We start from the raw sequence: 24,614 nt of genomic DNA on the forward strand, positions 1-24,614 counted from the left end.
CGCCGCGTGGAGCAGCCATGGCGTCCAGCCTCGGCTGTGCATCCAACTCCATGCCCTCACGACCCAGGAAAGGCAGATTGTGGCCAGCTCGAACGACATCAAGAACGGCTCCGTCCTCAAGATGGAGGGGCAGCTGTGGAACACGCTCGAGTTCCAGCACGTCAAGCCGGGCAAGGGCGGCGCGTTCGTGCGCACCAAGCTGAAGAACATCCGCACCGGCAAGGCCGTGGACAAGACGTTCAACGCCGGCGCCAAGGTGGAGTTCGCCACGGTCGACCGCTCCAACTACCAGTACCTCTACCAGGACGGTGAGGACTTCGTCTTCATGGACCTGCGCGACTACGACCAGATCACCGTGCCCGCCGCCGTGGTCGGCGACGCCGCGAACTTCCTGCTGGAGTCCCATGAGGTCACCATCGCCCTGCATGACGGGACCCCGCTCTACCTCGACCTGCCGCCCTCGGTGGTCCTGGAGATCACCTACACCGAGCCGGGCCTGCAGGGTGACCGCTCCAACGCCGGCACCAAGTCCGCCACCCTCGAGACCGGACACGAGATCCAGGTCCCGCTGTTCGTGGACCAGGGCACCCGCGTGAAGGTCGATACCCGCACCTCCGCCTATCTCGGCCGAGTCACGGACTGATCCCGCCAGTGGCAAAGCGAAGCAAAGCCCGCCGTCGGGCCCTCGAGATCCTCTTCGAGGCCGAACAGCGAGACATGGACCCCTTCGAGGTCCTGAGGGTCCGCCGCGAGCGCGCGGACCTGATCGTGAACGAATACGTCCTCGAGCTCATCGACGGGGTGAAGTCCGAACAGGAGCACATCGACGAGATCCTCGCCACCTACGCGCGCGGCTGGACCCTGGAGCGGATGCCGCGGGTGGACCTGATGGCGCTGCGCATCGGGGCCTGGGAGCTGCTGTGCAACACCGAGATCCCCGACAACGTGGCGGTCTCCGAGGCCGTCGCCCTGGTCAAGGAGCTCTCCACCGACGACTCACCCAGCTTCGTGAACGGCCTGCTCGGCCGGATCCAGGTGCTCAAGCCCACGCTGGTCGAGGTCGATGACGTAGAGTGAACCCGGCGCGTGAATCACGCGCCGACGCAGGACAGCAGCTGCGCCGCGATGCGGCGGCAGCCGCCGAGAACTGAAGATCCAGACTTCCTTTAAACATCGTCCAGTGAGGCGAGGAAGGAGTCATACGGTGACCCGATCACCCGAGACCTCTCATGTGATGTCCGCCTCCGACATGGACCGGGCGCTCACCCGCATTGCCCACGAGATCGTCGAATCCCACCGCGGGGTCGAAGGTCTGCTGCTGCTGGGCATCCCGCGCCGCGGAACCATCCTGGCCCGCCGGCTGGGCGAGCGGCTCGCCCGGATCGACCCCGGCTTCGATCCCAGCCAGGCCATCGGCTCCCTGGACATCACGCTCTACCGCGATGACCTGCGCGCCCATGGCGCCCGCACCCCGGAACCCACAAGGATCCCCGGCGCCGGCATCGACGGCGCCACCGTGGTCCTGGTCGATGACGTGCTCTATTCCGGGCGCACCGTGCGCGCGGCCCTGGACGCCCTGCAGGCGCTGGGCCGTCCCGCCGTGGTCCGGCTCGCCGTGCTGGTGGACCGCGGCCACCGCGAGCTGCCGATCCGCTCCGACCACGTCGGCAAGAACCTGCCCACCTCCCGGGACGAGCGCGTCTCGGTGCTCCTCGACGAGGTCGACGGCGTGGCCCGCAGCCAGGAGGCCGTGGTCATCCAGCGCGGCGGCGGCATGAAGTCCCAGGCGGGTGAGCGCTGATGCGGCACCTGCTCTCCACCGCGGATCTCAGCCACACCCAGGCGCTGAGCATCCTCGACACCGCCGAGGAGATGGCCGCCGTCTCCACCCGCGAGGTCAAGAAGCTGCCCACACTGCGCGGGCGCACCGTGGTGAACCTCTTCTTCGAGGACTCCACCCGCACCCGGATCTCCTTCGAGGCCGCCGCCAAGCGGCTCTCGGCCGATGTGATGAACTTCTCCGCCAAGGGCTCCTCGGTCTCGAAGGGCGAGTCGCTGAAGGACACCGTGCAGACCCTGGAGGCCATCGGCGCCGACGCGATCGTGATGCGGCACTGGGCCTCCGGGGCCGCCGCGCAGCTCGCCGGCTCGGGCTGGACCGACTGCGCGGTGATCAACGCCGGCGACGGCACCCATGAACACCCCACCCAGGCGCTGCTCGACGCGCTGACCCTGCGCCGCGGCTGGTCCGCCGCGCACGGGGAAGACCCACGCGGCACCGACCTGACCGGGATGCGGGTGCTGATCGTCGGAGACATCCTGCACTCCCGGGTGGCGCGTTCCAACATCTGGCTGCTGCGCACCCTGGGCGCCCAGGTCGGCCTGGTCGCCCCGGCCACGCTGCTGCCGGTGGGTGTGGAGAAATGGCCGGTGAGCGTCTACTACAGCCTCGACGAGGCGCTGGGCTCCGGCCCGGAGGCCGGCCCCGATGCGATCATGATGCTCCGGGTCCAGGCCGAGCGGATGGGCGGCGCCTACTTCCCGACCGCCGCCGAATACACCCGCCGCTGGGGCCTGACCGACGAGCGGCTGGCTCGGCTGGCGGCCCACCGCGGCGCCGCCGGGCAGCGACCGATGATCCTGCACCCGGGCCCGATGAACCGCGGAGTCGAGATCTCCGCCGCCGCCGCCGACTCCCCGATGAACCAGGTCCTGGATCAGGTCTCCCACGGAGTCTCCGTCCGCATGGCCGTGCTGCACCTGCTGCTGAGCAGCTCAGAGAGGAACACCGCATGAGTGACACCCCCACCGCCGCCACCCTGATCCTGGGCGCCCGGCCCTATGGGGAGGCGCCGCTCGACCTGCTGATCAAAGACGGACGGATCGCCGCCCTCGGAGAAGCGGCCCGAGCCCAGGCCGAGCAGCTGAAGGCGGAGCAGGTGACCACCGTTGAGGCGGAAGGACTGATCATGCTCCCGGGCATGGTGGATCTGCACACCCACCTGCGCGAACCAGGCCGGGAGGATGCCGAGACCGTGGAGACCGGCAGCCGCGCCGCCGCCAGGGGCGGATTCACCGCGGTCCACGCGATGGCGAACTCCTCCCCGGTGGCCGACTCCGCCGGCGTCGTGGAACAGGTGCACCGGCTGGGCCGGGCCTCCGGCTGGACCGAGGTCTACCCGGTCGGCGCGGTCACCGTGGGTCTCGCCGGTGAGCGACTCGCCGAGCTCGGCGCCATGGCCGAGTCCTCCGCGCAGGTTCGGATGTTCTCTGACGACGGCATGTGCGTGCACAACCCGGTGCTGATGCGCCGAGCCCTGGAGTACGTGAAGACCGTGGACGGATTCATCGCCCAGCACGCCCAGGAGCCGCTGCTCACCGAGGGCGCCCAGATGAACGAGGGCGACGTCTCCGCGGTCCTGGGACTGCCCGGCTGGCCCGCCGTGGCCGAGGAGTCGATCATCGCCCGCGACGTCCTGCTGGCCCAGCATGTGGGCTCGAGGCTGCACATCTGCCACGTCTCCACCGCCGGATCGGTGGAGATCATCCGCTGGGCCAAGGAGCGCGGCATCGACGTCACCGCCGAGGTGACCCCGCACCATCTGCTGCTCACCGACGAGCTGGTCCGCGGCTATGACCCGGTGTACAAGGTCAACCCGCCGCTGCGCACCGGCGCCGACGTCGAGGCGCTGCGGGCCGGACTGGCCGACGGCACCATCGACGTCATCGGCACCGACCACGCCCCGCACCCCACCCAGGCCAAGGAATGCGAATGGTCCGCCGCGGCCATGGGCATGACCGGGCTGGAGACCGCGCTGCCGGTGGTCATCAAGACCATGATCAACACCGGACTCATGGACTGGCGACGCTTCGCGGAGGTCACCTCGATCACCCCGGCGCGGATCTATCGCCACGCCCATCAGGGCCGGCCGCTTCAGCCGGGGGAGCCCGCCAACCTGATCCTGGTCGACGCCGAGGCCACGCAGACCGTGGACCCCGAGGGCCACGCCAGCAAGGGCCGAAACTCGCCCTTCCGCGGCATGGAGCTGCCCGGCGCGGTGCGCGCGACCTTCCTGCACGGGCACCCGGTGGTGCTCGACGGCGAGCTCAACACCCCGCTGAGCGAGGCCTCCGCGGGCGCCGCCGGATCGTCACAGGTGAGGCCATGACGCTCACGTTTGCCACGCTGGGACTTCCCGCGACCCTGGGCACCACCGCCGCGGACATGACCGGCACCTACCTGAACTACCTGTGGATGGCCCTGGGCATCATCGCGGTGCTGCTGGGCCTGCTCTGGCTCGGCTGGCGCGGACGCAAACGCCGCCAGGGCGGACTGCCGGTGCCCGATGAGGTCCCCGCCACACTCATCGAGGCACAGCCGCGCGCAGCCGCCGAGGGCATGGTCATCGGCACCGTGAAGGCCGGGGACTACCTGGACCGGATCGCCGTCCACGGACTCGGCGTGCGCACCAACGGACGCCTCGAGGTCCACAGCCAAGGCGTCGCCGTGTTCCGCTCAGGAGCCCCGAACTACCTGATCTCCGCGGCCGCGCTCGAGCATGTGCGCACCGACCGGGGAGTGGTCGGCAAGTTCGTCGAACGCGACGGCGCCATCATCATCGGCTGGCGACTCGGCGAGGAACCGGTGGAGACCGCCTTCCGCGCCCGACACGCAGAAGCCCATCAAGAGCTCCTCGACGAGCTCACATCCGTCATCCGTCCCTCCGACGAGGAGTCAGAACCTTCATGACAGCACATCCCTCCGCCACCCCGGCCCAGTCATCGGCCCCGGCCGCGGCCCCGGCCCCGGCCCAGTCACCCGTCGCCACGCAGGCTCCCCTCCAGGCCGCCGCCCCCGCGCTGCTGGTCCTCGAGGACGGCACCGTGCACCGCGGCGCCGCCTACGGCGCCCAGGGCGCCCGCCTGGGCGAGGCGGTCTTCGCCACCGGGATGACCGGCTACCAGGAGACCCTCACCGACCCGTCCTACGCCCGCCAGATCGTGGTGCAGACCGCCCCGCACATCGGCAACACCGGCATCAACGACGAAGACGCCGAGTCCCGCAGGATCTGGGTCGCCGGTTATGTGGTGCGCGACGCCGCCCGTCGGCCCTCGAACTGGCGCTCCCGGCGGACCCTGCACGAGGAGCTCAGCGCCCAGGAGATCATCGGCATCAAGGATGTCGACACCCGGGCGATCACCCGGCACCTGCGCAGCGCCGGATCGATGAAGGCCGGGATCTTCTCCGGGGACCAGGCAGCCCGGCCCATCGCCGAGCTGATCGCCGAGGTCAAGGCCCAGCCCTCCATGGCTGGGGCGCGGCTGGCCGAAGAGGTCTCCACCGACACCGCCTACACCGTCGAGCCGGGCGACCACGGCTGGGGCGCGGAGATCGTCGCCACCGTGGCCGCCATCGACCTCGGCATCAAGACCATGACCCCGGTGCGGATGGCCGAACGCGGACTGCGCGTGCATGTGCTCCCGGCCACGAGCAGCTTCGCCGAGATCGAGGCGCTGAACCCGGACGGGGTCTTCCTCTCCAACGGTCCCGGGGACCCGGCCACCGCGGCGAACCAGATCGGGCTGCTGCGCGAGGTGCTCGATGCCAGGACCCCGTTCTTCGGGATCTGCTTCGGCAACCAGATCCTGGGCCGCGCGCTGGGCTTCGGCACCTATAAGCTGCCCTTCGGTCACCGCGGGATCAACCAGCCGGTGATGGATCACGCCACCGGCAAGGTGGAGATCACCTCGCAGAACCACGGATTCGCCGTGGACGCCCCGGTGGGCGAGGTCCTCACCGCCCCGCAGGACCGCTTCGGCCGGGTCGAGGTGAGCCACTCCAGCCTCAACGACGGCGTCGTGGAGGGCCTGCGCTGCCTGGACATCCCCGCCTTCAGCGTCCAGTACCATCCCGAGGCCGCGGCCGGACCGCATGATTCGGCCTACCTCTTCGACCGATTCGTCGAGCTGATGACCGATGCGCGCACCAAGACCGGGGCCGACACCGTCAGCGCCGCCGACGGTGCGACCGGCCCCGCGAGCACCTCCGGCACCACTGAGACCACTGAGACCACTACCGACACTGAGACCCGTGGAGGGAACCCACTCAATGCCTAAGCGTCAAGACCTCAAGTCCGTCATGGTCATCGGCTCCGGGCCGATCGTGATCGGACAGGCCGCCGAGTTCGACTACTCCGGCACCCAGGCCCTGCGAGTGCTCAAGGAGGAGGGCCTGCGGGTCATCCTGGTCAACTCCAACCCGGCCACCATCATGACCGACCCCGAGTTCGCCGACGCGACCTACGTGGAGCCGATCAGCCCCGAGGTGGTCGCGAAGATCATCGAGAAGGAGCGCCCGGACGCGCTGCTGCCCACGCTCGGCGGGCAGACCGCGCTGAACACCGCGATCGCACTGGACAAGGACGGTGTGCTGGAGAAGTTCGGCGTCGAGCTGATCGGCGCGAACATCGCCGCCATCGAGCTCGGTGAGGACCGGCAGAAGTTCAAGGGCGTGGTGGAGCGCTCCGGCGCGGAATCCGCGAAGTCGCTGATCGTGCACTCCATGGAGGAGGCGCTGGCCGCCGCCCAGGAGCTGGGCTACCCGATGGTGGTGCGCCCCTCCTTCACCATGGGCGGACTCGGCTCCGGCATGGCCTACGACGAGCGGGACCTGCACCGGATCGCCGGCGCCGGGCTGCAGTACTCACCGACCACCGAGGTGCTCCTGGAGGAGTCCATCCTCGGCTGGAAGGAGTACGAGCTGGAGATGATGCGCGACTCCAAGGACAACGTGGTGGTGGTCTGCTCCATCGAGAACTTCGACCCGGTGGGCGTGCACACCGGCGACTCGATCACCGTGGCTCCGGCCATGACGCTCACCGACCGCGAGTACCAGCGGCTGCGCGACATCTCGATCAACGTGATCCGTGAGGTCGGGGTCGCCACCGGCGGCTGCAACATCCAGTTCGCCATCGAGCCCGGGACCGGCCGCGTCGTCGTCATCGAGATGAACCCGCGGGTCTCGCGCTCCTCGGCGCTGGCCTCGAAGGCCACCGGGTTCGCGATCGCCAAGATCGCCACCAAGCTCGCCCTGGGCTACACCCTGGACGAGATCCCCAACGACATCACGCAGAAGACCCCGGCCAGCTTCGAGCCGGTGCTGGACTACGTGGTGGTGAAGGTCCCGCGCTTCGCCTTCGAGAAGTTCCCCGCCGCGGACCCCACGCTGACCACCACCATGAAATCGGTGGGCGAGGCGATGGCGTTCGGGCGCAACTTCACCGAGGCCATGCAGAAGGCCCTGCGCTCCCTGGAGCAGCGCGGCAGCGAGTTCGACTTCACCGTGGCCGAGCCGGAGGAGCTCGAGCAGCTGCTGGAGAAGATGGCGACGGCGACCACCGAGCGGCTGCACCAGGTGCAGCGGGCGCTGCTCTCCGGCGCCTCGATCGAGACCGTCTATGAGATCACCGGGATCGACCCCTGGTACCTGGATCAGCTGCAGCTGATCAACGAGACCGCGATGGCCGTGGCCTCGGCCCCCGAGCTCGACGTCGAGGCGCTGCGCCTGGCCAAGCGGCACGGCTTCTCGGATGAGCAGATCGGCGCGCTGCGGCACATGGACGCCGCGGTGGTCCGCGGGGTCCGGCACGCGCTGGGGATCCGCCCGGTCTATAAGACCGTGGACACCTGCGCCGCCGAGTTCGAGGCCTTCACCCCGTACCACTACTCCTCCTATGACCTCGAGGATGAGATCCTGCACCACGATCAGCCCTCGGTGATCATCCTGGGCTCCGGGCCCAACCGGATCGGGCAGGGCATCGAGTTCGACTACTCCTGCGTCCACGCCACCATGGCGCTGCGCGAGGCCGGTTACGAGACCGTGATGGTCAACTGCAACCCCGAGACCGTCTCCACCGACTATGACGTCTCCACCCGGCTCTACTTCGAGCCGCTGACCCTGGAGGACGTGCTGGAGGTCATCGCGGCCGAGGAGCGCACCGGGGGAGTGGCCGGGGTCTTCGTCCAGCTCGGCGGGCAGACCCCGCTGAAGCTCGCCCAGCAGCTCGCAGACGCCGGGGTCACCATCCTGGGCACCTCCCCGGAGGCCATCGACCTCGCCGAGGACCGCGGCGCGTTCGACCAGGTGCTCCAGCGCGGCGGACTCATCGCGCCGAAGAACGGCACCGCGGTGAGCTTCGAGGACGCCAAGAAGGTCGCCGACCGCATCGGCTACCCGGTCCTGGTCCGGCCCAGCTACGTGCTCGGCGGACGCGGCATGGAGATCGTCTACGACGAGCCCGGCCTGGAGCGCTACATCGCCAACGCCACCGAGGTCACCCCGGAGCACCCGGTGCTGGTGGACCGGTTCCTCGAAGACGCCATCGAGGTCGACGTCGACGCCCTCTACGACGGCGAGCAGCTCTATGTGGGCGGCATCATGGAACACATCGAGGAGGCCGGGATCCACTCCGGCGACTCCGCCTGTGTGCTGCCCCCGATCACGCTGGGCCCCGACGTGCTGGAACGGGTCCGGGTCGCCACCCGGGTCATCGCGGAGGGTGTGGGGGTGAAGGGCCTGATCAACATTCAGTTCGCCCTGGCCTCAGACATCCTCTACGTCATCGAGGCCAACCCGCGGGCCTCGCGCACCGTGCCGTTCGTCTCCAAGGCCACCGGGGTCCAGATGGCCAAGGCCGCCGCGCACATCGGCACCGGGGTCAGCATCGCGGCGCTCCGAGCTGGTTCCGGAGACCCGCTCTCCGGGCTGCTTCCGGCCACCGGGGACGGCTCCGAGCTGCCCCCGGGCGCCCCGGTCTCGGTGAAGGAGGCGGTGCTGCCCTTCGCCCGTTTCCGCACCCCCGAGGGTCGCGTGGTCGATTCGTTGCTCGGCCCGGAGATGCGCTCCACCGGCGAGGTGATGGGCATCGACAAGCACTTCGACACCGCCTTCGCCAAGGCCCAGCAGGCGGCGAACAACCCGCTGCCCACCTCGGGCAAGGTCTTCGTCTCGGTAGCCAACCGGGATAAGCGCGCGATCATCATGCCGGTCAAGCGGCTGGCCGACCTGGGCTTCTCCATCGTCTCCACCGGCGGCACCGCCGATGTGCTGCGCCGCAACGGGGTCGAGACCACCACGGTGGCGAAGATCGCCGACGCCGAGACCCCGGGCGGCACCATCCTGGAACGGGTGGAGAGCGGCGAGATCGCGCTGATCATCAACACCCCCTCGGGCGGTGACGCTCGCAGCGACGGCTACGAGATCCGCGCCGCCGCGACCTCGGTGGGCACCCCGGTGATCACCACCGTGGCCGAGTTCGGTGCGGCGGTGCAGGCCATCGAGGCGCTGGGCCAGTTCAGCTGGTCGGTCGCCTCGCTGCAGGAGCACGCCGAGCGGCTGAAGCAGGCCGAGGCGCGCCAGCAGGCGGAACAGCGCAGGCAGGCGGATCTGCGTGAGCAGGCCGACGCGTCGAAGCAGGCTGAGCCGGTGGGCCAGGCCGGGGCATGACCTCGCCTCTCCCGGGCCGGGCCGCCGGAGTCTCCTTCGGCGCACGCCTGGCCGCGGCGATGCGCACCCACGGCAGGCTCTGCGTCGGCCTGGATCCGCACCCGCAGCTGCTCACCGACTGGGGGCTCACCCAGGACGCCGCCGGGCTGGAGGTGTTCTGCGACCGGGTGCTCCAGGCCTGCATCGGCCGGGTCGGGGTGCTCAAGCCTCAGGTGGCGTTCTTCGAGCGCTACGGGGTCGCCGGCATGCAGGTGCTCAGCCAGGTCCAGCACCAGGCCCGTGCCGCCGGGCTGCTGGTGATCGCCGACGCCAAGCGCGGAGACATCGGGTCCACCATGGCCGGCTACGCCGAGGCGTGGCTGAACCCTGAGGGGGACTTCGGCGCCGACGCGCTCACCGTGAGCCCCTACCTGGGCTTTGGATCGCTGCAGCCCGCGCTCGACGCCGCCGCCCGCCACCGGGCAGGACTCTTCGTACTGGCCCTGACCTCTAACCCTGAGGGTCAGCAGGTCCAGCTCGCTCAGAACGCTCAGGGCGTCACCGTGGCCGGCCAGATCGCCGCCGAGGCGGCGGCCGCCTCCATCGCGCTGGGCCAGTCCCACACCGCAGCAGGTTCCGCAGGGGCTGAAGATCCGCGCGCGGGCGCTGCGCTGGGCAGCATCGGGCTGGTCGTCGGTGCCACGACGGCGGGGCTCGCCGCCCAACACGGAATCGACCTCGCAGCCGGCCGGATGCCGCTGCTGGCGCCGGGCTACGGGGCCCAGGGAGCCGGGGCCGAGGAGCTGCGCGCAGGCTTCGGCGAGTCCTACGCCGAGCAGGTCCTGGTGAACTCCTCGCGCGGGATCCTGAGTCAGGGACCGGACCCAGATTCGCTGACCAGGGCCATCGAGCTGGCGAAGACGGATCTGGGCTGAGGACTCGCCAGGCCGCACTCTCTTGATGTTCCACCCTCCAGCCGTTAGATTCTGCTCATCATCACCTGGTGCCGCCGGCAGAAAACCGTTCCTAGCGGGTGCACCACGGAAGTTGGGGGAGAATCGTGGCACTGCGAGAACTGACCAAGGAAGAGCGGGACACCGCCCGTCGCAAAGCACTGGCCGCCCGCGTGGAGCGGGCCCAGCTGAAGAAGGAGTTCGGCAACGGAGGCATCGGCTTCGATGAGGTGCTGCAACGCGCCTCAAGCTCCGAGGCGGTGGCCCGGCTCAAGACGCTCGAACTGCTGGAGTCTCTCCCCGGGGTCGGCCGCGTCACCGCCACCAAGGCGCTGGAGGACCTGGGCATCTCGGTGAACCGGCGTCTCGGCGGGCTCGGGGTCAAGCAGCGACGAGCCTTGAAGGAGTATCTGGCAGAATTGGGATGACCACCCCAGCCCAAGGAGCCAGTGCATTGTCAGCAGTCCCCGGCAGTCCCGCCGTCACAGTGCTCGCCGGACCGACCTCCGTCGGGAAGTCCACGCTGAGCCGATTCATCCGCACCCACTACCCGGAGGTGCACTTCTCGGTCTCGGCCACGACCCGAGCACCGCGCCCGACCGAGGAGGACGGTGTCGATTATCACTTCATCGATCCCGCTCGCTTCGACGAACTCGTCGAAGCGGGGGAGTTCCTGGAGTGGGCCACCGTGCACGGCAAGCACCGCTACGGCACGCTGCGCTCCACCGTGGATGCCGCCCTGACGGCCGGGAAGCTGGTCCTGCTGGAGATCGATCTGCAGGGAGCCCGCCAGGTCAGGGCCACGATGCCAGAGGCGCAGTTCGTGTTCCTGGCGCCTCCCTCATGGGAGGACCTGGTCTCCCGCCTGGTCGGTCGCGGCACCGAATCTGAGGAGGAACAGCGGCGCAGGCTGGAAACGGCTAAGATAGAACTCGCCGCAGAGCAGGAATTCGACGTCTCGATCATCAACGACGAGCTCGACCGTGCCGCAGCTGAACTTGTAGCCCGCATGGGCTTCACCCATGCATCACCCCAATCTGAAGGACGACTCCCCACGTGACTGAGCAGACCGAAGGCATCATCTACCCGTCGATCGACTCCCTCCTGGAGAAGAGCGCCTCGAAGTACTCGCTGGTGCTCTTCGCCTCCAAGCGCGCCCGCCAGATCAACGCGTACTACGCTCAGCTGCACGAGGGCCTCTTCGAGTACGTCGGACCGCTGGTGGACACCAAGCTCAACGAGAAGTCGATGTCCATCGCCCTGCGCGAGATCAACGAGGACCTGCTGGTCAACCACCCCGCGGTCAACCCCGCCTCCTGATCAACAGCCGCTGCGCACCCGCTCCGCCGGGTGAGCAGCAGGACCCCGCAGTCACCCCCACCTGGGACTGCGGGGTAATCTGGGCGGATGCGCATCGTTCTTGGAGTCAGTGCCGGCATCGCCGCCTATAAGGCGGTCCACCTCCTGCGACTCATGCGAGAAGCCGGTCACCAGGTCGATGTCATCCCCACTCCCGCCTCGGAGAAGTTCGTCGGACGCGCCACCTGGGAGGCGATCAGCGGCCGCCCCGTGACCACCTCGGTGTTCTCCGGAGTCGACGAGGTCCGCCACGTCCGGCTGGGCCAGGAGGCCGATCTGATCGTCGTCGCCCCCGCCACCGCCGATCTTCTGGCCCGGGCGCGGGCCGGTATGGCCGATGACCTGCTGACCACCACGCTGCTGGCCTCCGAGGCCCCCACGCTGCTGGTCCCCGCGATGCACACCGAGATGTGGAACAGCGCCGCCACCGCGGACAACGTCGAGGTGCTGCGATCCCGTGGCGTGGAGGTCATGGAACCCGCCGTCGGCCGGCTCACCGGCAAGGACACCGGCCCAGGACGGCTGCCGGAGCCCGAGCAGATCTTCGCTCGGGTCACCGAGATCCTCAGCAACCCTGAGGACTTCGGATATGCCTCCGCACCGCGCGCCGGAACCTTCCATGCGCCTGACCCCGAGGTTCAGCCGCCGCTCTCGGGCCGGACCGTGGTGGTGACCGCCGGGGGCACTCGCGAACCCCTGGACCCGGTGCGCTACCTCGGCAACCGTTCCTCCGGCAAACAGGGCATCGCGCTGGCCGAGACCGCCGCCGCCGCGGGCGCGCAGGTGCATCTGATCGCCGGGATCATGGACGTCCAGGCCCCGGAGCACATCGCGAACATCACCGTGGAACGCATCGAGACCGCCGCCCAGCTGCAGGCCGCGGTCCAGCGGGTCGCACCGCAGGCGGACCTGCTGATCATGGCCGCCGCCGTCGCCGACTTCCGGCCCACCGCCTACGCCGCGCAGAAGATCAAGAAGACCGAGGACGGCGAGAACCCGGTGATCACCCTGGAGCGCAACCCCGACATCCTCGCCGAGACGGTGCAGCACCGCCGCGCCGAAGGGACCGGGCCGCGCGTCATCGTCGGCTTCGCCGCCGAGACCGGAAGCGCCGAGGCGGACCCGCTGGAGCTGGCCCAGGCCAAGCTGCTGCGCAAGGGCTGCGACCTGCTGGTGCTCAATCAGGTGGGGGAGGCGCTGGTCTTCGGCCGCGACGAGACCGAGATCCACATCCTCACCTCGCCCACGCTCACCGCACCGACTCGAAGCGCACCGGATGGCAGCGCACCCACTCTCAGCGCCGCCGACTCAGCCGTGACGACCCGGCGCGGTACCAAGCACGAAGCCGCCCAGGCGATCATCGCCGCGGCCGCCGCTTACGTCGTGTGAAGCTAGCTCCTCAGGTCGGGATCGGCCTGCCGTAGGATGACCCAGTGACGAATTCCAACACCTCCGCGGCTGGGTCCTCGCTGCGCCTCTTCAGCTCAGAATCCGTGACCATCGGCCACCCGGACAAGATCTGTGACCAGATCTCCGACGCCATCCTCGACGCGCTGCTCGCCGAGGACAAGAACTCGCGAGTGGCCGTGGAGACGCTGACCACCACCGGGCTGGTGCACGTGGCCGGTGAGGTGACCACCTCGGGCTACGTCGAGATCCCGCAGATCGTGCGCAACACGCTGCTGGACATCGGCTATGACTCCTCGGCCAACGGATTCGACGGCGCCCGCTGCGGCGTCTCGATCTCCATCGGTCAGCAGTCCCCAGAGATATTCGCCGGAGTCTTCAACTCCATGGAGGCCCGCGGGGGAGCAGAGGACCGCCGGGACGCCCAGGGCGCGGGTGACCAGGGCATCATGTTCGGCTACGCCACCAATGAGACCCCGTCCTATATGCCCAGCGCCATCTCGCTGGCCCACCAGCTCTCTGCGCAGCTGACCAAGGTCCGCCAGGACGGTCAGCTGGCCTATCTGCGCCCCGACGGCAAGACCCAGGTCACCATCGGCTACGACGGCGACCGTCCGGTCAGCCTCGACACCGTGGTGGTCTCCACCCAGCACACGGCCGAGATCTCCCAGGAGCAGCTCCAGAGCGAGATCAGCGCCCAGGTGATCGCACCGGTGCTGGAACACACCTCTCTGGACCTGGCCACGCTCTCCGAGATCATCAACCCCTCGGGCCCGTTCGTGGTCGGCGGACCCGTGGGCGACGCCGGGCTGACCGGACGCAAGATCATCGTCGACACCTACGGCGGCTTCTCCCGGCACGGCGGCGGCGCCTTCTCCGGCAAGGACCCCTCGAAGGTCGACCGCTCAGCGGCCTACGCGATGCGCTGGGTGGCCAAGAACGTCGTCGCCGCCGGACTCGCCGACCGCGCCGAGATCCAGATCGCCTACGCGATCGGTCGTGCGCACCCGGTGGGCATCTACGTGGAGACCTTCGGCACCGAGAAGGTCGATCCGGCACGGATCTCGGCCGCCATCGACGCGATCTTCGACCTGCGCCCACTGGGCATCATCGAGGACCTGGACCTGCTGCGCCCGATCTACCGCGAGACCTCCAAGAACGGGCACTTCGGCCGCGACGGAGAGAACTTCCCCTGGGAGCGGCTGGACCGGGTGGATGCACTGAAGTCCTTCTTCAACGCCTGAACCGGCTGAGTCGGGGCAGCGTTCGGTCAGCAGGCGCTGCAGGGCTGCTGTGCGGACCTGCGCCTGGCGCGGCGCCGGTGCCACTGCGGGCGGGCGTCGGATGCCCGGCGGACGGCGTGCCTGCGCTCAGGCGGAGGCCCCGGGGAGGCGGTGACTCGAGGTGCCGCGCCAGCTCCGGTAGGCCCAGATGGTCATGGCCACCACCACCGACCAGGCCACACCGATGACCACGCCGTTGACGATGGTCTGATCCGCGATGAAGGCCCCCAGCGCCACCAGCGCGACCTGTCCGGGCACGGTGGCGACCGCACTCGCCACGACGAAGTCACGCTGGGTCACTCCGAAGGCGCCGCTGCCGTAGTTCACCGGCCAATAGGGGACCCCCGGGGTCAGGCGCAGGGCGCAGACCGCCTCGAAGCCGGCCCCCTCCAGATGCGCCTCGACCTTCTCCGCATGGGACCCCAGCAGCTTCCGCACCGCCTGGGTGCCCAGGAAGCGTGCCAGGTGGTACGCCGCGAAACAGCCGATGAGCACCCCGACCACCGAGAGCAGACTGCCCAGCAGGGTGCCGAAGACCAGCCCGCCGCTGACCGCCATGATGGTGACCGGGATCGGGGTCATGGCCACCGCCGCGTAGACGGCGATGAACACGATCCACGCGGCCCAGCCGAAGTCCTCGATGCGCTGCTGCAGCTCGTCCAGAGGCGGCAGCCGCAGATTGAAGGCCGCATAGATCATGCCGGCGAGCACTGCCACGAGCAGCGCATTGCGGATGAAGGAGCCCCAGGCGGGACCGAGGGCTTTTTCGCTCATTGGCTCAACTCTACGCATCTGCCCGTGTCCCTGGTGGGAGATACGATCGCAGGGCAGCGGAAATCACGGCGAGGGGGTGGATCAGCGTGGCGCAGGAGCCGACATTACAGGCGGGGCAGCAGTCGAACCAGCCAGCCCTGCTGGACTCGCTCGCGCCTGCGCCTGCCGCGCAGCTGCCCGCCGGGGCCACCGAAGAGCTCCCCGTGGCGGAGGTGCTGCTGGAGTCTGCAGTGCCCCACCTGGATCGCCCGTTCGACTACGTGGTGCCCATCGACCTCGCCGAGAAGATCGTTCCCGGCTGCCGGGTGAAGCTGCGGTTCTCCGGTCGGGAGATGACTGGATATGTGCTGCGCCGCAAGCAGGAGCCCTCCACCGCCTCACGGCTCTCCCTGATCACCAAGCTCGTCACCGCCCTGCCGGTGCTCTCCCAGGACATCCTGGAGCTCGCCCAGCAGGTCGCCGAACGCGGCGCCGGGGTCACCGCAGATGTGCTGCGCGCCGCCATCCCACCTCGGGCGGCCCGGGTGGAGAAGGACTACGCCGGCCTGCGCGCCCCCGCTGCCGATCTCGACCCCGAGAACCCCCGTCCACGCAGCGCCGCGCTGGCGCTGAAGTCCTATGGGGAGCAGTCGTGGACGACCCAGGTGCTGGATCGGGTGCACGAGTGTCTGGCGGGGGAGGGTGACGCCGTGGTGGTGGTGCCGGACCAGCGCGACGTCGAAGCCCTGATGGAGGTGCTCACCGGGACGCTGGGCAGCGGGGTCGCGGTGCAGCTGACCGCCGAGATGGGTTCCTCCGCGCGGTACCGTTCGTTCCTGGATCTGCGCTACGGACAGGCCCGAGTCGCTGTGGGCACCCGTTCGGCGGTGTTCGCCCCGGTGGCCCGGCTGCGGCTGCTCATGGTCTTTGAGGACGGCGAGCAGACCCACGCTGCGCCACGCGCGCCGTATCACCATGTGCGTGAGGTGGCGCTGCTGCGAACGGTGCAGACCGGCGCTGAGCTGGTGATGCTCTCCACCTCGCGCAGCCTGGAGGTGCAGCGGCTGGTCGAGCGCGGCTGGCTCGCCGAGGCGGCGCCCGAGCGGGAGGACCGCCGGACCGCGGCGCCGCGGATGATCGCCACCGCCGACTCCTATGAACAGGAGCGCGAACCGGCCTTCCGAGCGGCCAGGCTCCCCGCGGCCGCGTATAAGGCGGCCCGGGACGGGCTGACGCAGGGACCGGTGCTGATCCAGGTCGCACGCAGCGGGTTCATCCCGGCGGTGCTCTGTGAACGCTGCCGCAGCCGCCAGCAGTGCCCGCAGTGCCACGGACCCCTGAGCCTGCCAGCTCATCACGGGCAGTCCCGGACGCTGAAGTGCCGCTGGTGCGGGCTGCACCACCGCAACCACCGCTGTACCGAGTGCGGCTCCACCACCTTCCGGGCTGGCACTCGTGGGGCTGATCGCACCGCCCAGGAGCTCGGCCGCGCCTTCCCGAACACCCCGGTGATCTCCTCGACCTCGGATCATCCGATCGCCGAGGTCGGACAGGAGCCAGCCCTGGTGGTCAGCACGCCCGGAGTGGAGCCCGTGGCGCAGACCGGCTACGCCGCCGCGCTGCTGCTCGACGGGGACACCCAGCTCAGCCGTGAGGGCCTGGACGTGCCCCGCCAGGTGCTCTCCCGCTGGTTCCGCGCGGCCTCGCTGGTGCGCCCGCACAAGACTCACGGCGGCACCGTGGTGATCACCGCCGACGCCGAGGAGCTCACCGCCGCTCTGGTGCGCTGGGATCCGGTGGCCTATGCCCGCAGGGAGCTGTACAGCCGATTGGAGCTGGGACTGCCGCCGGCACAGCGGATGCTCAGCCTCACCGGAGACCCGGCCGAGGCTGAGGCCTTCCTCGCCCAGGTGCAGCTGCCCGAGGGCAGGGCGTGGATCGGGCCTGCGGCGCTGGATGATGGGCGGCACCGCTACCTGCTGTTCTTCGGGTACGCCGAGGCCGCCGCAGTGGTCACCGAGATCCGTCGGATCCGACGCACCCACAGCGCGGCGCCCCCGGGAGCCGCACGCGGCAGCCGCGGTCTGCGGATCGCCATGGACGACATCGCAAGCCTGCAGTTCTGATGACGCAGTTCTGATCCTGCAGTTCTGATCCTGCGGATCAGGGGCGGCGCGAGGGTGCTCAGTCCAAGGTGGAGATGAAGCGGCGCAGCGCCCGGGCCGCCTGCGCCGGCTTCTCGTAGTGCAGCAGATGACCGGTCTCACACAGCACCTCGGTGTGCGCCCGTGGGATCATTGCGCGCAGACGCCGCTGCCCGGCCGGGGTGCTCAACTGATCTTTCGCCCCCGGCGCCAGCAGCACCGGCAGCTCCAGCCGGTCGGCGAACTCGGTCACGGTGTGCCGGCTGGAGGCCCAATAGGCCTGCAGCAGCGTGTGCGGGTCCGCGTAGCCGCTGAAATGCTGCCGGTGCTGATCCCGGATATACGCGACCTGATCCGGCTCGCGGGTGACGATCATGGAGGCGTTGGTGACCGCCTGCGCCAGCGGAGACCGCAGCAGCGCCTGCGCCAACCGCTCGGGCAGCCACTGGCTTGCTCGGTAGTACAGATCCACGGCGGCCGCGCCGGGGAGCAGTCTGCCGGTGAAGATGTCATTGCTGATCGGGGCCAACAGCCCCAGCCCCGCCCAGCGCCGAGGTTCCTGCGGCGGCGCCGCGGGGTTGGTCTGCGCGGCGTGGGCCGCTGGGTTGGTCTGCGCGGCGTGGGCCGCGACGATGATCGAACCGAAGGAGTGACCCACCAGGACATCCCCAGCCCCCAGCTCCAGGGCCTCCGCCAGTGCCTCCACGAAGCCCGCATAGGCGTCCAGGGTGTGCTTAGCGGGGCCCTGCTTGCCTGGACCCTGCTTGCTTGGACCCTGCTCCGCGGGACCGTGCTTTCCGGGGAGAGAGTCGGCTGCGTCGCTGGTGGCGCGCTGCAGCGGCGGGGTCGCCCCGAAGCCGGGAAGGTCCGGGACGAAGACCTCGAACTCCGGCAGCGCGTCCACGATCAGCGCCATCCCGTGATGGTCCCCGCGGAAGCCGTGGATCAGCAGCAGCCGGCGCGCCGGAGCCTGCGACGCGGCAGAGGGACCGGGCTCCGACGCCTCGGCGGGGTAGTGCCAGACCGCAGCCGTCGTGCCCAGCCATGCGCCGCCGTCGTCGACGGTCTCCCGTCCGGGACTGCTCACGACCCTTCGAGCGGTGAAGTCCACCGGGACGTCTCGTCTGATTCCTGCCCGAACTGGGTGCTCGGTCCACGTCTGGCTCACTGGCCCAGCCTACCGGGGAACTCAATTAGACTGGCGGGGTCCAAGATACGACCCGACGACGACGAGGTGCCCCCCAGGTGAGCCACGCGAGCGAAACCGCTGCAGCCGATACCACTGCGACGCAGCCCAGCAGCCCTTCGGCTGACGCCCAGGGTGGCGAGAAGAAGCAGTACTCCTTCCAGGAGATGGAGGCCCGCTGGCTGCCCCTCTGGGAGGAACAGGGCACCTTCGTGGTGGACCCGGCGGACACCCGGGAGAAGAAGTACGTGCTGGACATGTTCCCGTACCCCTCCGGCGATCTGCACATGGGTCACGCCGAGGCCTTCGCCATCGGGGACATCCCCGCCCGGTACGCCCGGCTGCGCGGCTACAACGTGCTGCACCCGATCGGCTGGGACTCCTTCGGGCTGCCGGCCGAGAACGCGGCGATCAAGAACGACGCCCACCCTGCGGACTGGACCTACGCCAACATCGAGACCCAGGCGGCGTCCTTCAAGCGTTACGGGATCAGCACCGACTGGACCCGCCGGCTGCACACCTCCGACGAGTCCTACTACCGGTGGACCCAGTGGCTGTTCCTGCAGTTCTACAACAAGGGCCTGGCGTATAAGAAGGATTCCCCGGTCAACTGGTGCCCGAAGGACCAGACCGTGCTGGCCAATGAGCAGGTCGTCGAGGGTGCCTGTGAACGCTGCGGGACTGCGGTGATCAAGAAGTCGCTGAACCAGTGGTACTTCAAGATCACCGATTACGCCGACCGGCTCCTGGAGGACATGGACGAGCTCAAGGGCCACTGGCCCGACCGGGTGCTCTCGATGCAGCGCAACTGGATCGGCCGCTCCACCGGCGCCTCCGTGCGCTATCAGATCCCCGCCGCGCAGGGCGCGCCCGAGCACCCCCCGGTGGAGGTCTTCACCACCCGCCCCGACACCCTCTACGGGGTCACCTTCATGGTGGTCGCCGCCGACGCCGACCTGGCGATGGAACTGGTCACCGACGGTCAGCGCGACGAGCTTGAGGCCTACCGGGCCGCGCTGGGCAGCGTCTCCGACATCGAGCGCCAGTCCGCCGAGCGGGAACGCACCGGGGTCTTCCTGGGCCGCCATGCGATCCACCCGGTCACCGGTGAAGAGCTGCCCCTGTGGGCCTCGGACTATGTGCTCGCCGACTACGGCACCGGCGCCGTGATGGGCGTGCCCGCCCATGACCAGCGCGATCTGGAGTTCGCCCGCACCATGGGGCTGAAGGTCCGCGTGGTGGTCGACACCGGCGAAGAGGACCCGGCCGAGACCGGCATCGCCACCGCCGGTGAGGGCACCGCGATCAACTCCCCGGCCTGGGACGGGCTGAACAAGGACGCCGCGATCGCGCGCGCCATCGAGGTGCTCGCGGAGAATACGGTGGGCGAAGCCAAGGTCAACTACCGACTGCGCGACTGGCTGCTCTCCCGGCAGCGCTTCTGGGGCGCGCCGATCCCGATCATCCACTGTGCCGACTGCGGCGAGGTCCCGGTGCCCGAGGACCAGCTGCCGGTGAAGCTGCCCACCGGCATGCGCGGCGAGCAGCTGGCGCCGAAGGGAAAGTCCCCGCTGGCCGGTGCCACCGACTGGGTCAACGTGGAGTGTCCCTCCTGCAGCGGCGCCGCCACCCGGGACACCGACACCATGGACACCTTCGTGGACTCCTCCTGGTACTACCTGCGCTATATCGACCCGAACAACGACGCCGAGATCTTCCCCAGCGAGGAGATCAACAAGTGGCTGCCGGTGGATCAGTACGTGGGCGGCGTCGAGCACGCCATCCTGCACCTGCTCTACTCCCGGTTCTTCACCAAGGTGCTCTTCGACCTGGGCCTGGTGAACTTCACCGAGCCGTTCAAGGCGCTGCTGAACCAGGGTCAGGTGCTCAACGGGGGCAAGGCCATGTCCAAGTCTCTGGGCAACGGGGTGAACCTCGGCGAGCAGCTCGACATCTACGGCGTCGACGCGATCCGGCTGACCATGGTCTTCGCCTCCCCGCCGGAGGACGACGTGGACTGGGCCGACGTCTCGCCCTCGGGCTCCGCGAAGTTCCTGGCCCGTGCCTGGCGCTTCGCCCAGGATGTCAGCTCCGAGGCCGGCGTCGACCCAGCCCATGGCGCCAAGGCGCTGCGCGTGGTCACCCACCGGACCATCCAGGACGCCGCGCAGCTGGTGGAGGACAAGAAGTTCAACGTGGTGATCGCTCGCACCATGGAGCTGGTCAACGCGGCCCGCAAGGAGATCGACTCCGGCGCCGGCGCGGCCGATCCTGCCGTGCGCGAGGCCGCCGAGGTCACCGCGCAGATCCTCTCCCTGGTCGCGCCCTACACCGCCGAGGACATGTGGGCCCTGCTCGGCCACCAGCCCTCGGTGGCGAACTCCGCCTGGCCCGCAGTGGATGAATCGCTGCTGGTCCAGGACACCGTCACCGCGGTGGTCCAGGTCAAGGGGAAGCTGCGAGACAAGCTGGAGGTCGCCGCAGACATCACCGAAGCCGAACTCGAGGCCCAGGCGTTGGCGCTGCCACGGATCCAGAAGTACATCGCCGAGGGTGGCGGAGTGCGCAAGGTGATCGTGCGTGCACCCAAGCTGGTCAACGTCGTGACGGGCTGATGAGCCCCCGGCCAGCAGAACGCTGCCAGCAGAGCCTGGCCCGATGGCGCAGCGCCCTCGAGGCCGACCTGTTGGCGCGGCGGGCTGCGGTGCCGGGGCGCAAACCCAATCTGCGCCGCAAGAAGGGGCGCATCGCGGTAGTGACCGACTCCTCCTGCTCGCTTCCGGTGGATCGTGGAACCCAGGAGGTGCTGCTGGGCCCGGTCGGGGTCAACGTCATCTCGGTGCCGATCCCGGTGATGATCGGGGATCAGATCTACCCGGAGACCAGTCACGAGCTGGACCGAGATCTGCCCCTGGCGCTGGCCCAGGGGAGCCCGGTGCGCACGTCTCGGCCGTCTCCGGGACGGTTGCTGGAGTCCTACGAGTCGCTGCGGGCCCAGGGCTACGCCGGGGTGGTGTCCATCCACCTCTCGGCGAAGCTCTCCGGCACCGTGGAGGCCGCCCGGCTGGCCGCGGGAGAGCTGGACTTTCCGGTCATCGTGGTCGATTCCCGCCAGGCCGGCCTGGGTCTGGGGCACAGCGTGATCGACGCGGCGATCACCGCGCAGCTCGGCGGATCCCTGGCGGCGGTCGCGGAGGCCGCGACACGCAGCGCCCACGCCGCAGAGACGATGTTCGTGCTGCCCAACCTGGACCAGCTGCGCCGCGGGGGACGGATCAACGCGATGTCCACACTGATCGGGGGACTGCTCTGGGTCAAGCCGCTGTTGCAGCTTACCGAGGGCGAGATCCAGCCCATGGAGCGTCCGCGCACCATGCCGCGCGCCCTGGAACGACTTCAGGCCCGGGTGGCGCAGCACGCCCACGGCATGGACGCGCCGCGCTTGGGAGTGCATGGATTCGGCAACCCGGCCCAGGCGCTGGAGCTGGCAGAGACGCTGGCCCCGCTCTCCGCGGCCCCGGTGCCGGTGGTGGACCTTCCCCCCGCCCTGGGCGCTCACCTCGGCCTGGGAGCGCTGGCCGTGTCGTTGAACCCGGCCCTGCCCACCACCTCCTGAGGCTGCGCACCAGGTTCTCCGGCTCGGACCGGTCTTCCCCAACCCTGGACTGAGGACGACGCCGCGGCCCGCTGCGCACAGCGGATGCTGAACCGCGCATCCGAGTCGATCACGGTCCTAGCGTGATCCCATGGAGGACCGAGCTGAGGAGCAGCTGACACGTCGGGAGCGGCTGCGCGCGGAGCGCGAAATCGAACACGCCGCCCCGGCCAGGATCCGGTTGAAGCTGGCCGGCGTGATCGTGATCGTCATCGCCCTGCTGAGCTGGCTCGCCGTGTCCTGGTTCAGCAGCACCGCTCCGTCGGGAGCGCCCACCCTGCCGGAACCCCCGCAGCTGCAGGGCGCGGAACATTCCGGAGCGGGCCCTGGTGGCGGCCCTGGAGACGGCCCCGGTGGCGCATCGGGTCAGGCCGATGCTTCTTCGATGCCGAACAGCCCCGGCGCCTCCGCCGTGACCGACACCGGGCCCGGCACCGGACCCGAGGGTGCCTCGGATGGGATGCAGAGCGCTGAGCCGGGTGCGCAGGAGACGAGCCTTGTGGTGGTCCACGTGGGCGGTGCGGTGGTGGACCCGGGCGTGGTGGAGCTCGCCGCCGGGGCACGTGTGCATGAGGCGATCGAGGCCGCAGGCGGAATCACCTCGAAGGCAGATCCAGGTGGGCTGAATCTCGCCGCGCCGGTTCAGGACGGCACTCAGATCTGGGTGCCCACACCGGAGGAGCTTGAGACCGGGACCGGACCCCCGGATACCGGGCAGGACTCACCCGGGCCGCCGGGGACGTTGCCCGGCTCTGGTCCGGGGACAGCGCCCGGCTCTGGTCCGGGGACAGCGCCCGGAACAGCACCCGCCCCGGGGGCAGGAGCAGCACCCGGGGCCGGTGCCGGTGACCTGATCAACCTCAACACCGCCGATGCCACAACACTTCAGGAGCTCCCCGGGATCGGACCGGCGCTCTCGGAGCGGATCATCAGTTACCGCGAGGCCAATGGCCCCTTCGGCTCGCTGGAAGAGCTTGCCGGGGTCAGCGGCATCGGGCCTGTGATCCTGGCGGATGCGGAGGGTCTGGTGACCTGGTGACGCCTGGGAAGCCGCTGGACCTGCGGCTGCTGCCCGCCGCGCTGGCCGCCTGGGCGGCGGCGCTCATGGCGGTGCATCTGCCGTGGGAGTCGGCGCTGCGGCTGGGCTGGAGCTTCCTGGGTGGTGCCGCGCTGCTGGGCCTCAGTGCCGGTCTGTTCACGCGGCTCGTTGCCCATCCGGTGACGCTGCATGCGCTGCTGTGCTGCGTCTTGGTAGGAGTCGTCGCGCTCCAGGCGGGGACAGACGCTCGGGCGCATGCGATGAGCGGATGGGTGCAGGCGGTGCAGGGCGACGCCCCGGTCATGGTGACGCTGCGGATCTCTGGCCAACCGCAGCTGCTGGCCACCCCGGGGTTCGGCGGTGAGGCACGGGTCATGGCCCACGGGGTCGTGGAGACGGCGACCATGATGGGGGAGCCGCTTCCCGTCCTTGTAGATGCTCCGGTGGTGATGATTCAAGCTGTCTCAGCGGACTTCGACCCTGAGAACCCAGGAGAACCTGAACCCGCGCCCGGTGAGACACCCGTCGAGGACTCTGTCGAGGACCTCGTCGATGTGTCCGGCGGTAAGACTGCCGCACGGGGCCTGCCGCTCATCACGGGTCAGCGCTATCAGGGGCTGGTGAAGCTCAGCCCCACTGACCCGGGCCAGCGGGAGACCGCTGTGCTCTTTCCGTTCGGGGAGGAGCTGGAACGGCTCCCCGCAGATCCTCGCGCCGAGTTCACCGAGATCTTCAACGAACTGCGCTCTGCCACCGTGGCCGCGTCCTCCCACGCGGTGGGCGACGCTCCGGGACTGCTGCCGGGGCTGATCCTGGGAGACCGGACACACCAGGATCAGGAGGTCCGCGAGGCGATGCGCGCGGCGGGCCTGAGCCACCTGACCGCGGTGAGCGGAGCAAACTGCGCGCTGGTCATGGGCGCTCTGATGGGAATCGTGCGCCTGATGCGGGCACCGCGCTGGATGACTGTCCCGGTGGCGCTGATCGGGCTGGTGCTGTTCGTGCTGCTGGTACACCCTGAGCCCAGCGTGATCCGAGCCGGAGTGATGGGCAGCATCGCCGCGTTCTCGCTCTTCGCCGGGCGCGGTCGCTCCGCGTTCTCGCTGCTCTGCCTCTGCGTGCTGGGCCTGCTGGTGTTTGACCCGTTCTACGCCACCGAACCGGCGTTCCAGCTCAGCGCGGCGGCCACGGCCGGGATCGTAGTGATCGGAACGCGGATCCGGGAGCGCCTGGAGAGGTTTCTGCCAGCGGTGCTGGTGAGCCGCCCCCTCTGTTAGGTCCACACGTTGTGGGAGTCGTCGTTCTCCGTTTGGTAGGTGCATTGCCGAGCGTACTCGGCGGGCGTGAGGTA

General features: G+C 69.5%; 21 protein-coding genes. 19 read left to right on the forward strand and 2 right to left on the reverse strand.

The features are described 5' to 3' along the window. The first annotated feature begins 79 nt into the window (after window positions 1-79). The 14 genes from efp to metK all read left to right on the forward strand — a co-directional run bounded on the left by efp (window position 80) and on the right by metK (window position 14,447). Entirely contained in the window at window positions 80-643 is a 564-nt protein-coding gene (gene efp / locus EV640_RS12105) for an elongation factor P (RefSeq protein WP_036476014.1), read from the forward strand. A gap of 8 nt (window positions 644-651) precedes the next feature. Next, on the forward strand, window positions 652-1,077 hold the full coding sequence (nusB, locus tag EV640_RS12110) for a transcription antitermination factor NusB (RefSeq protein WP_036476015.1): 426 nt from the start codon (window positions 652-654) through the stop codon (window positions 1,075-1,077). Window positions 1,078-1,204: 127 nt separating this feature from the next. Beyond that, a complete protein-coding gene (gene pyrR, locus EV640_RS12115; protein WP_036476016.1) occupies window positions 1,205-1,801 on the forward strand; it encodes a bifunctional pyr operon transcriptional regulator/uracil phosphoribosyltransferase PyrR in 597 nt (198 codons plus the stop codon). Then, the gene (locus EV640_RS12120; RefSeq protein WP_133726544.1) at window positions 1,801-2,796 is read left to right on the forward strand and encodes an aspartate carbamoyltransferase catalytic subunit; all 996 of its coding nucleotides are present in this window, start codon (window positions 1,801-1,803) and stop codon (window positions 2,794-2,796) included. Before pyrR ends, EV640_RS12120 begins: the two co-directional genes overlap by 1 nt. Then, window positions 2,793-4,169 carry a dihydroorotase gene (locus EV640_RS12125; RefSeq protein WP_084479605.1) on the forward strand — a complete coding sequence of 459 codons (1,377 nt, stop codon included), beginning with the start codon at window positions 2,793-2,795 and terminating at the stop codon, window positions 4,167-4,169. Before EV640_RS12120 ends, EV640_RS12125 begins: the two co-directional genes overlap by 4 nt. Continuing rightward, window positions 4,166-4,750, forward strand: coding sequence for a PH-like domain-containing protein (locus tag EV640_RS12130; RefSeq protein ID WP_051501246.1), 585 nt, complete (start codon window positions 4,166-4,168; stop codon window positions 4,748-4,750). Before EV640_RS12125 ends, EV640_RS12130 begins: the two co-directional genes overlap by 4 nt. After that, window positions 4,747-6,117 (forward strand): glutamine-hydrolyzing carbamoyl-phosphate synthase small subunit, encoded by a 1,371-nt coding sequence (gene carA / locus EV640_RS12135; RefSeq protein ID WP_133726545.1) that lies wholly within the window; start codon window positions 4,747-4,749, stop codon window positions 6,115-6,117. The genes EV640_RS12130 and carA overlap by 4 nt, the downstream gene beginning before the upstream one ends. Further along, on the forward strand, window positions 6,110-9,505 hold the full coding sequence (gene carB / locus EV640_RS12140; protein ID WP_036476021.1) for a carbamoyl-phosphate synthase large subunit: 3,396 nt from the start codon (window positions 6,110-6,112) through the stop codon (window positions 9,503-9,505). Before carA ends, carB begins: the two co-directional genes overlap by 8 nt. Then, the gene (pyrF, locus tag EV640_RS12145; RefSeq protein WP_036476024.1) at window positions 9,502-10,419 is read left to right on the forward strand and encodes an orotidine-5'-phosphate decarboxylase; all 918 of its coding nucleotides are present in this window, start codon (window positions 9,502-9,504) and stop codon (window positions 10,417-10,419) included. The genes carB and pyrF overlap by 4 nt, the downstream gene beginning before the upstream one ends. Before the next feature lie 125 nt (window positions 10,420-10,544). Further along, a complete protein-coding gene (gene mihF / locus EV640_RS12150) occupies window positions 10,545-10,865 on the forward strand; it encodes an integration host factor, actinobacterial type (protein ID WP_036476025.1) in 321 nt (106 codons plus the stop codon). Further along, window positions 10,862-11,497, forward strand: coding sequence for a guanylate kinase (gene gmk / locus EV640_RS12155; protein WP_051501247.1), 636 nt, complete (start codon window positions 10,862-10,864; stop codon window positions 11,495-11,497). The genes mihF and gmk overlap by 4 nt, the downstream gene beginning before the upstream one ends. Further along, the gene (gene rpoZ / locus EV640_RS12160) at window positions 11,494-11,757 is read left to right on the forward strand and encodes a DNA-directed RNA polymerase subunit omega (RefSeq protein ID WP_036476028.1); all 264 of its coding nucleotides are present in this window, start codon (window positions 11,494-11,496) and stop codon (window positions 11,755-11,757) included. Before gmk ends, rpoZ begins: the two co-directional genes overlap by 4 nt. Before the next feature lie 87 nt (window positions 11,758-11,844). Beyond that, window positions 11,845-13,185: a bifunctional phosphopantothenoylcysteine decarboxylase/phosphopantothenate synthase gene (locus EV640_RS12165; RefSeq protein ID WP_051501248.1), complete on the forward strand. Its 1,341-nt coding sequence runs from the start codon at window positions 11,845-11,847 to the stop codon at window positions 13,183-13,185. Between the two features lie 44 nt (window positions 13,186-13,229). Next, the gene (gene metK / locus EV640_RS12170; protein WP_036476033.1) at window positions 13,230-14,447 is read left to right on the forward strand and encodes a methionine adenosyltransferase; all 1,218 of its coding nucleotides are present in this window, start codon (window positions 13,230-13,232) and stop codon (window positions 14,445-14,447) included. Between the two features lie 126 nt (window positions 14,448-14,573). Here the strand turns inward: metK and EV640_RS12175 are convergent, their stop codons facing one another. Continuing rightward, on the reverse strand, window positions 14,574-15,260 hold the full coding sequence (locus tag EV640_RS12175) for a TVP38/TMEM64 family protein (RefSeq protein WP_051501249.1): 687 nt from the start codon (window positions 15,258-15,260) through the stop codon (window positions 14,574-14,576). 86 nt (window positions 15,261-15,346) lie between these two features. Here EV640_RS12175 and EV640_RS12180 point away from each other — a divergent pair, with 86 nt between their 5' ends. Then, the gene (locus EV640_RS12180) at window positions 15,347-17,365 is read left to right on the forward strand and encodes a primosomal protein N' family DNA-binding protein (protein WP_051501250.1); all 2,019 of its coding nucleotides are present in this window, start codon (window positions 15,347-15,349) and stop codon (window positions 17,363-17,365) included. Window positions 17,366-17,423: 58 nt separating this feature from the next. On the opposite strand, the gene EV640_RS12185 is transcribed toward EV640_RS12180, so the two are convergent. Further along, entirely contained in the window at window positions 17,424-18,470 is a 1,047-nt protein-coding gene (locus EV640_RS12185; protein WP_166645922.1) for an alpha/beta fold hydrolase, read from the reverse strand. A 158-nt stretch (window positions 18,471-18,628) separates the two neighbouring features. Here EV640_RS12185 and leuS point away from each other — a divergent pair, with 158 nt between their 5' ends. From leuS to EV640_RS12205, 4 genes are all read left to right on the forward strand, one after another. Then, complete coding sequence (leuS, locus tag EV640_RS12190) at window positions 18,629-21,184, forward strand: leucine--tRNA ligase (protein WP_133726547.1); 2,556 nt, start codon at window positions 18,629-18,631, stop codon at window positions 21,182-21,184. Beyond that, a complete protein-coding gene (locus EV640_RS12195; RefSeq protein WP_036476035.1) occupies window positions 21,184-22,185 on the forward strand; it encodes a DegV family protein in 1,002 nt (333 codons plus the stop codon). Before leuS ends, EV640_RS12195 begins: the two co-directional genes overlap by 1 nt. A gap of 130 nt (window positions 22,186-22,315) precedes the next feature. After that, a complete protein-coding gene (locus EV640_RS12200) occupies window positions 22,316-23,263 on the forward strand; it encodes a ComEA family DNA-binding protein (protein ID WP_051501251.1) in 948 nt (315 codons plus the stop codon). Continuing rightward, window positions 23,260-24,540: a ComEC/Rec2 family competence protein gene (locus EV640_RS12205; protein WP_133726548.1), complete on the forward strand. Its 1,281-nt coding sequence runs from the start codon at window positions 23,260-23,262 to the stop codon at window positions 24,538-24,540. The genes EV640_RS12200 and EV640_RS12205 overlap by 4 nt, the downstream gene beginning before the upstream one ends. Window positions 24,541-24,614: the final 74 nt, after the last annotated feature.

Origin of the sequence: Nesterenkonia aurantiaca (assembly GCF_004364585.1) — a bacterium.
GTDB lineage: Bacteria > Actinomycetota > Actinomycetes > Actinomycetales > Micrococcaceae > Nesterenkonia > Nesterenkonia aurantiaca.

What these genes read in the sequence shown, in the direction of transcription:
- EV640_RS12120 (WP_133726544.1), top strand. Translation starts at nt 1,801, where the DNA reads ATGCGGCACCTGCTCTCCACCGCGGATCTCAGCCACACCCAGGCGCTG.
- EV640_RS12125 (WP_084479605.1), top strand. Translation starts at nt 2,793, where the DNA reads ATGAGTGACACCCCCACCGCCGCCACCCTGATCCTGGGCGCCCGGCCC.
- EV640_RS12130 (WP_051501246.1), top strand. Translation starts at nt 4,166, where the DNA reads ATGACGCTCACGTTTGCCACGCTGGGACTTCCCGCGACCCTGGGCACC.
- carA (WP_133726545.1), top strand. Translation starts at nt 4,747, where the DNA reads ATGACAGCACATCCCTCCGCCACCCCGGCCCAGTCATCGGCCCCGGCC.
- carB (WP_036476021.1), top strand. Translation starts at nt 6,110, where the DNA reads ATGCCTAAGCGTCAAGACCTCAAGTCCGTCATGGTCATCGGCTCCGGG.
- pyrF (WP_036476024.1), top strand. Translation starts at nt 9,502, where the DNA reads ATGACCTCGCCTCTCCCGGGCCGGGCCGCCGGAGTCTCCTTCGGCGCA.
- gmk (WP_051501247.1), top strand. Translation starts at nt 10,862, where the DNA reads ATGACCACCCCAGCCCAAGGAGCCAGTGCATTGTCAGCAGTCCCCGGC.
- EV640_RS12165 (WP_051501248.1), top strand. Translation starts at nt 11,845, where the DNA reads ATGCGCATCGTTCTTGGAGTCAGTGCCGGCATCGCCGCCTATAAGGCG.
- EV640_RS12175 (WP_051501249.1), bottom strand. Translation starts at nt 15,260, where the DNA reads ATGAGCGAAAAAGCCCTCGGTCCCGCCTGGGGCTCCTTCATCCGCAAT.
- EV640_RS12195 (WP_036476035.1), top strand. Translation starts at nt 21,184, where the DNA reads ATGAGCCCCCGGCCAGCAGAACGCTGCCAGCAGAGCCTGGCCCGATGG.
- EV640_RS12200 (WP_051501251.1), top strand. Translation starts at nt 22,316, where the DNA reads ATGGAGGACCGAGCTGAGGAGCAGCTGACACGTCGGGAGCGGCTGCGC.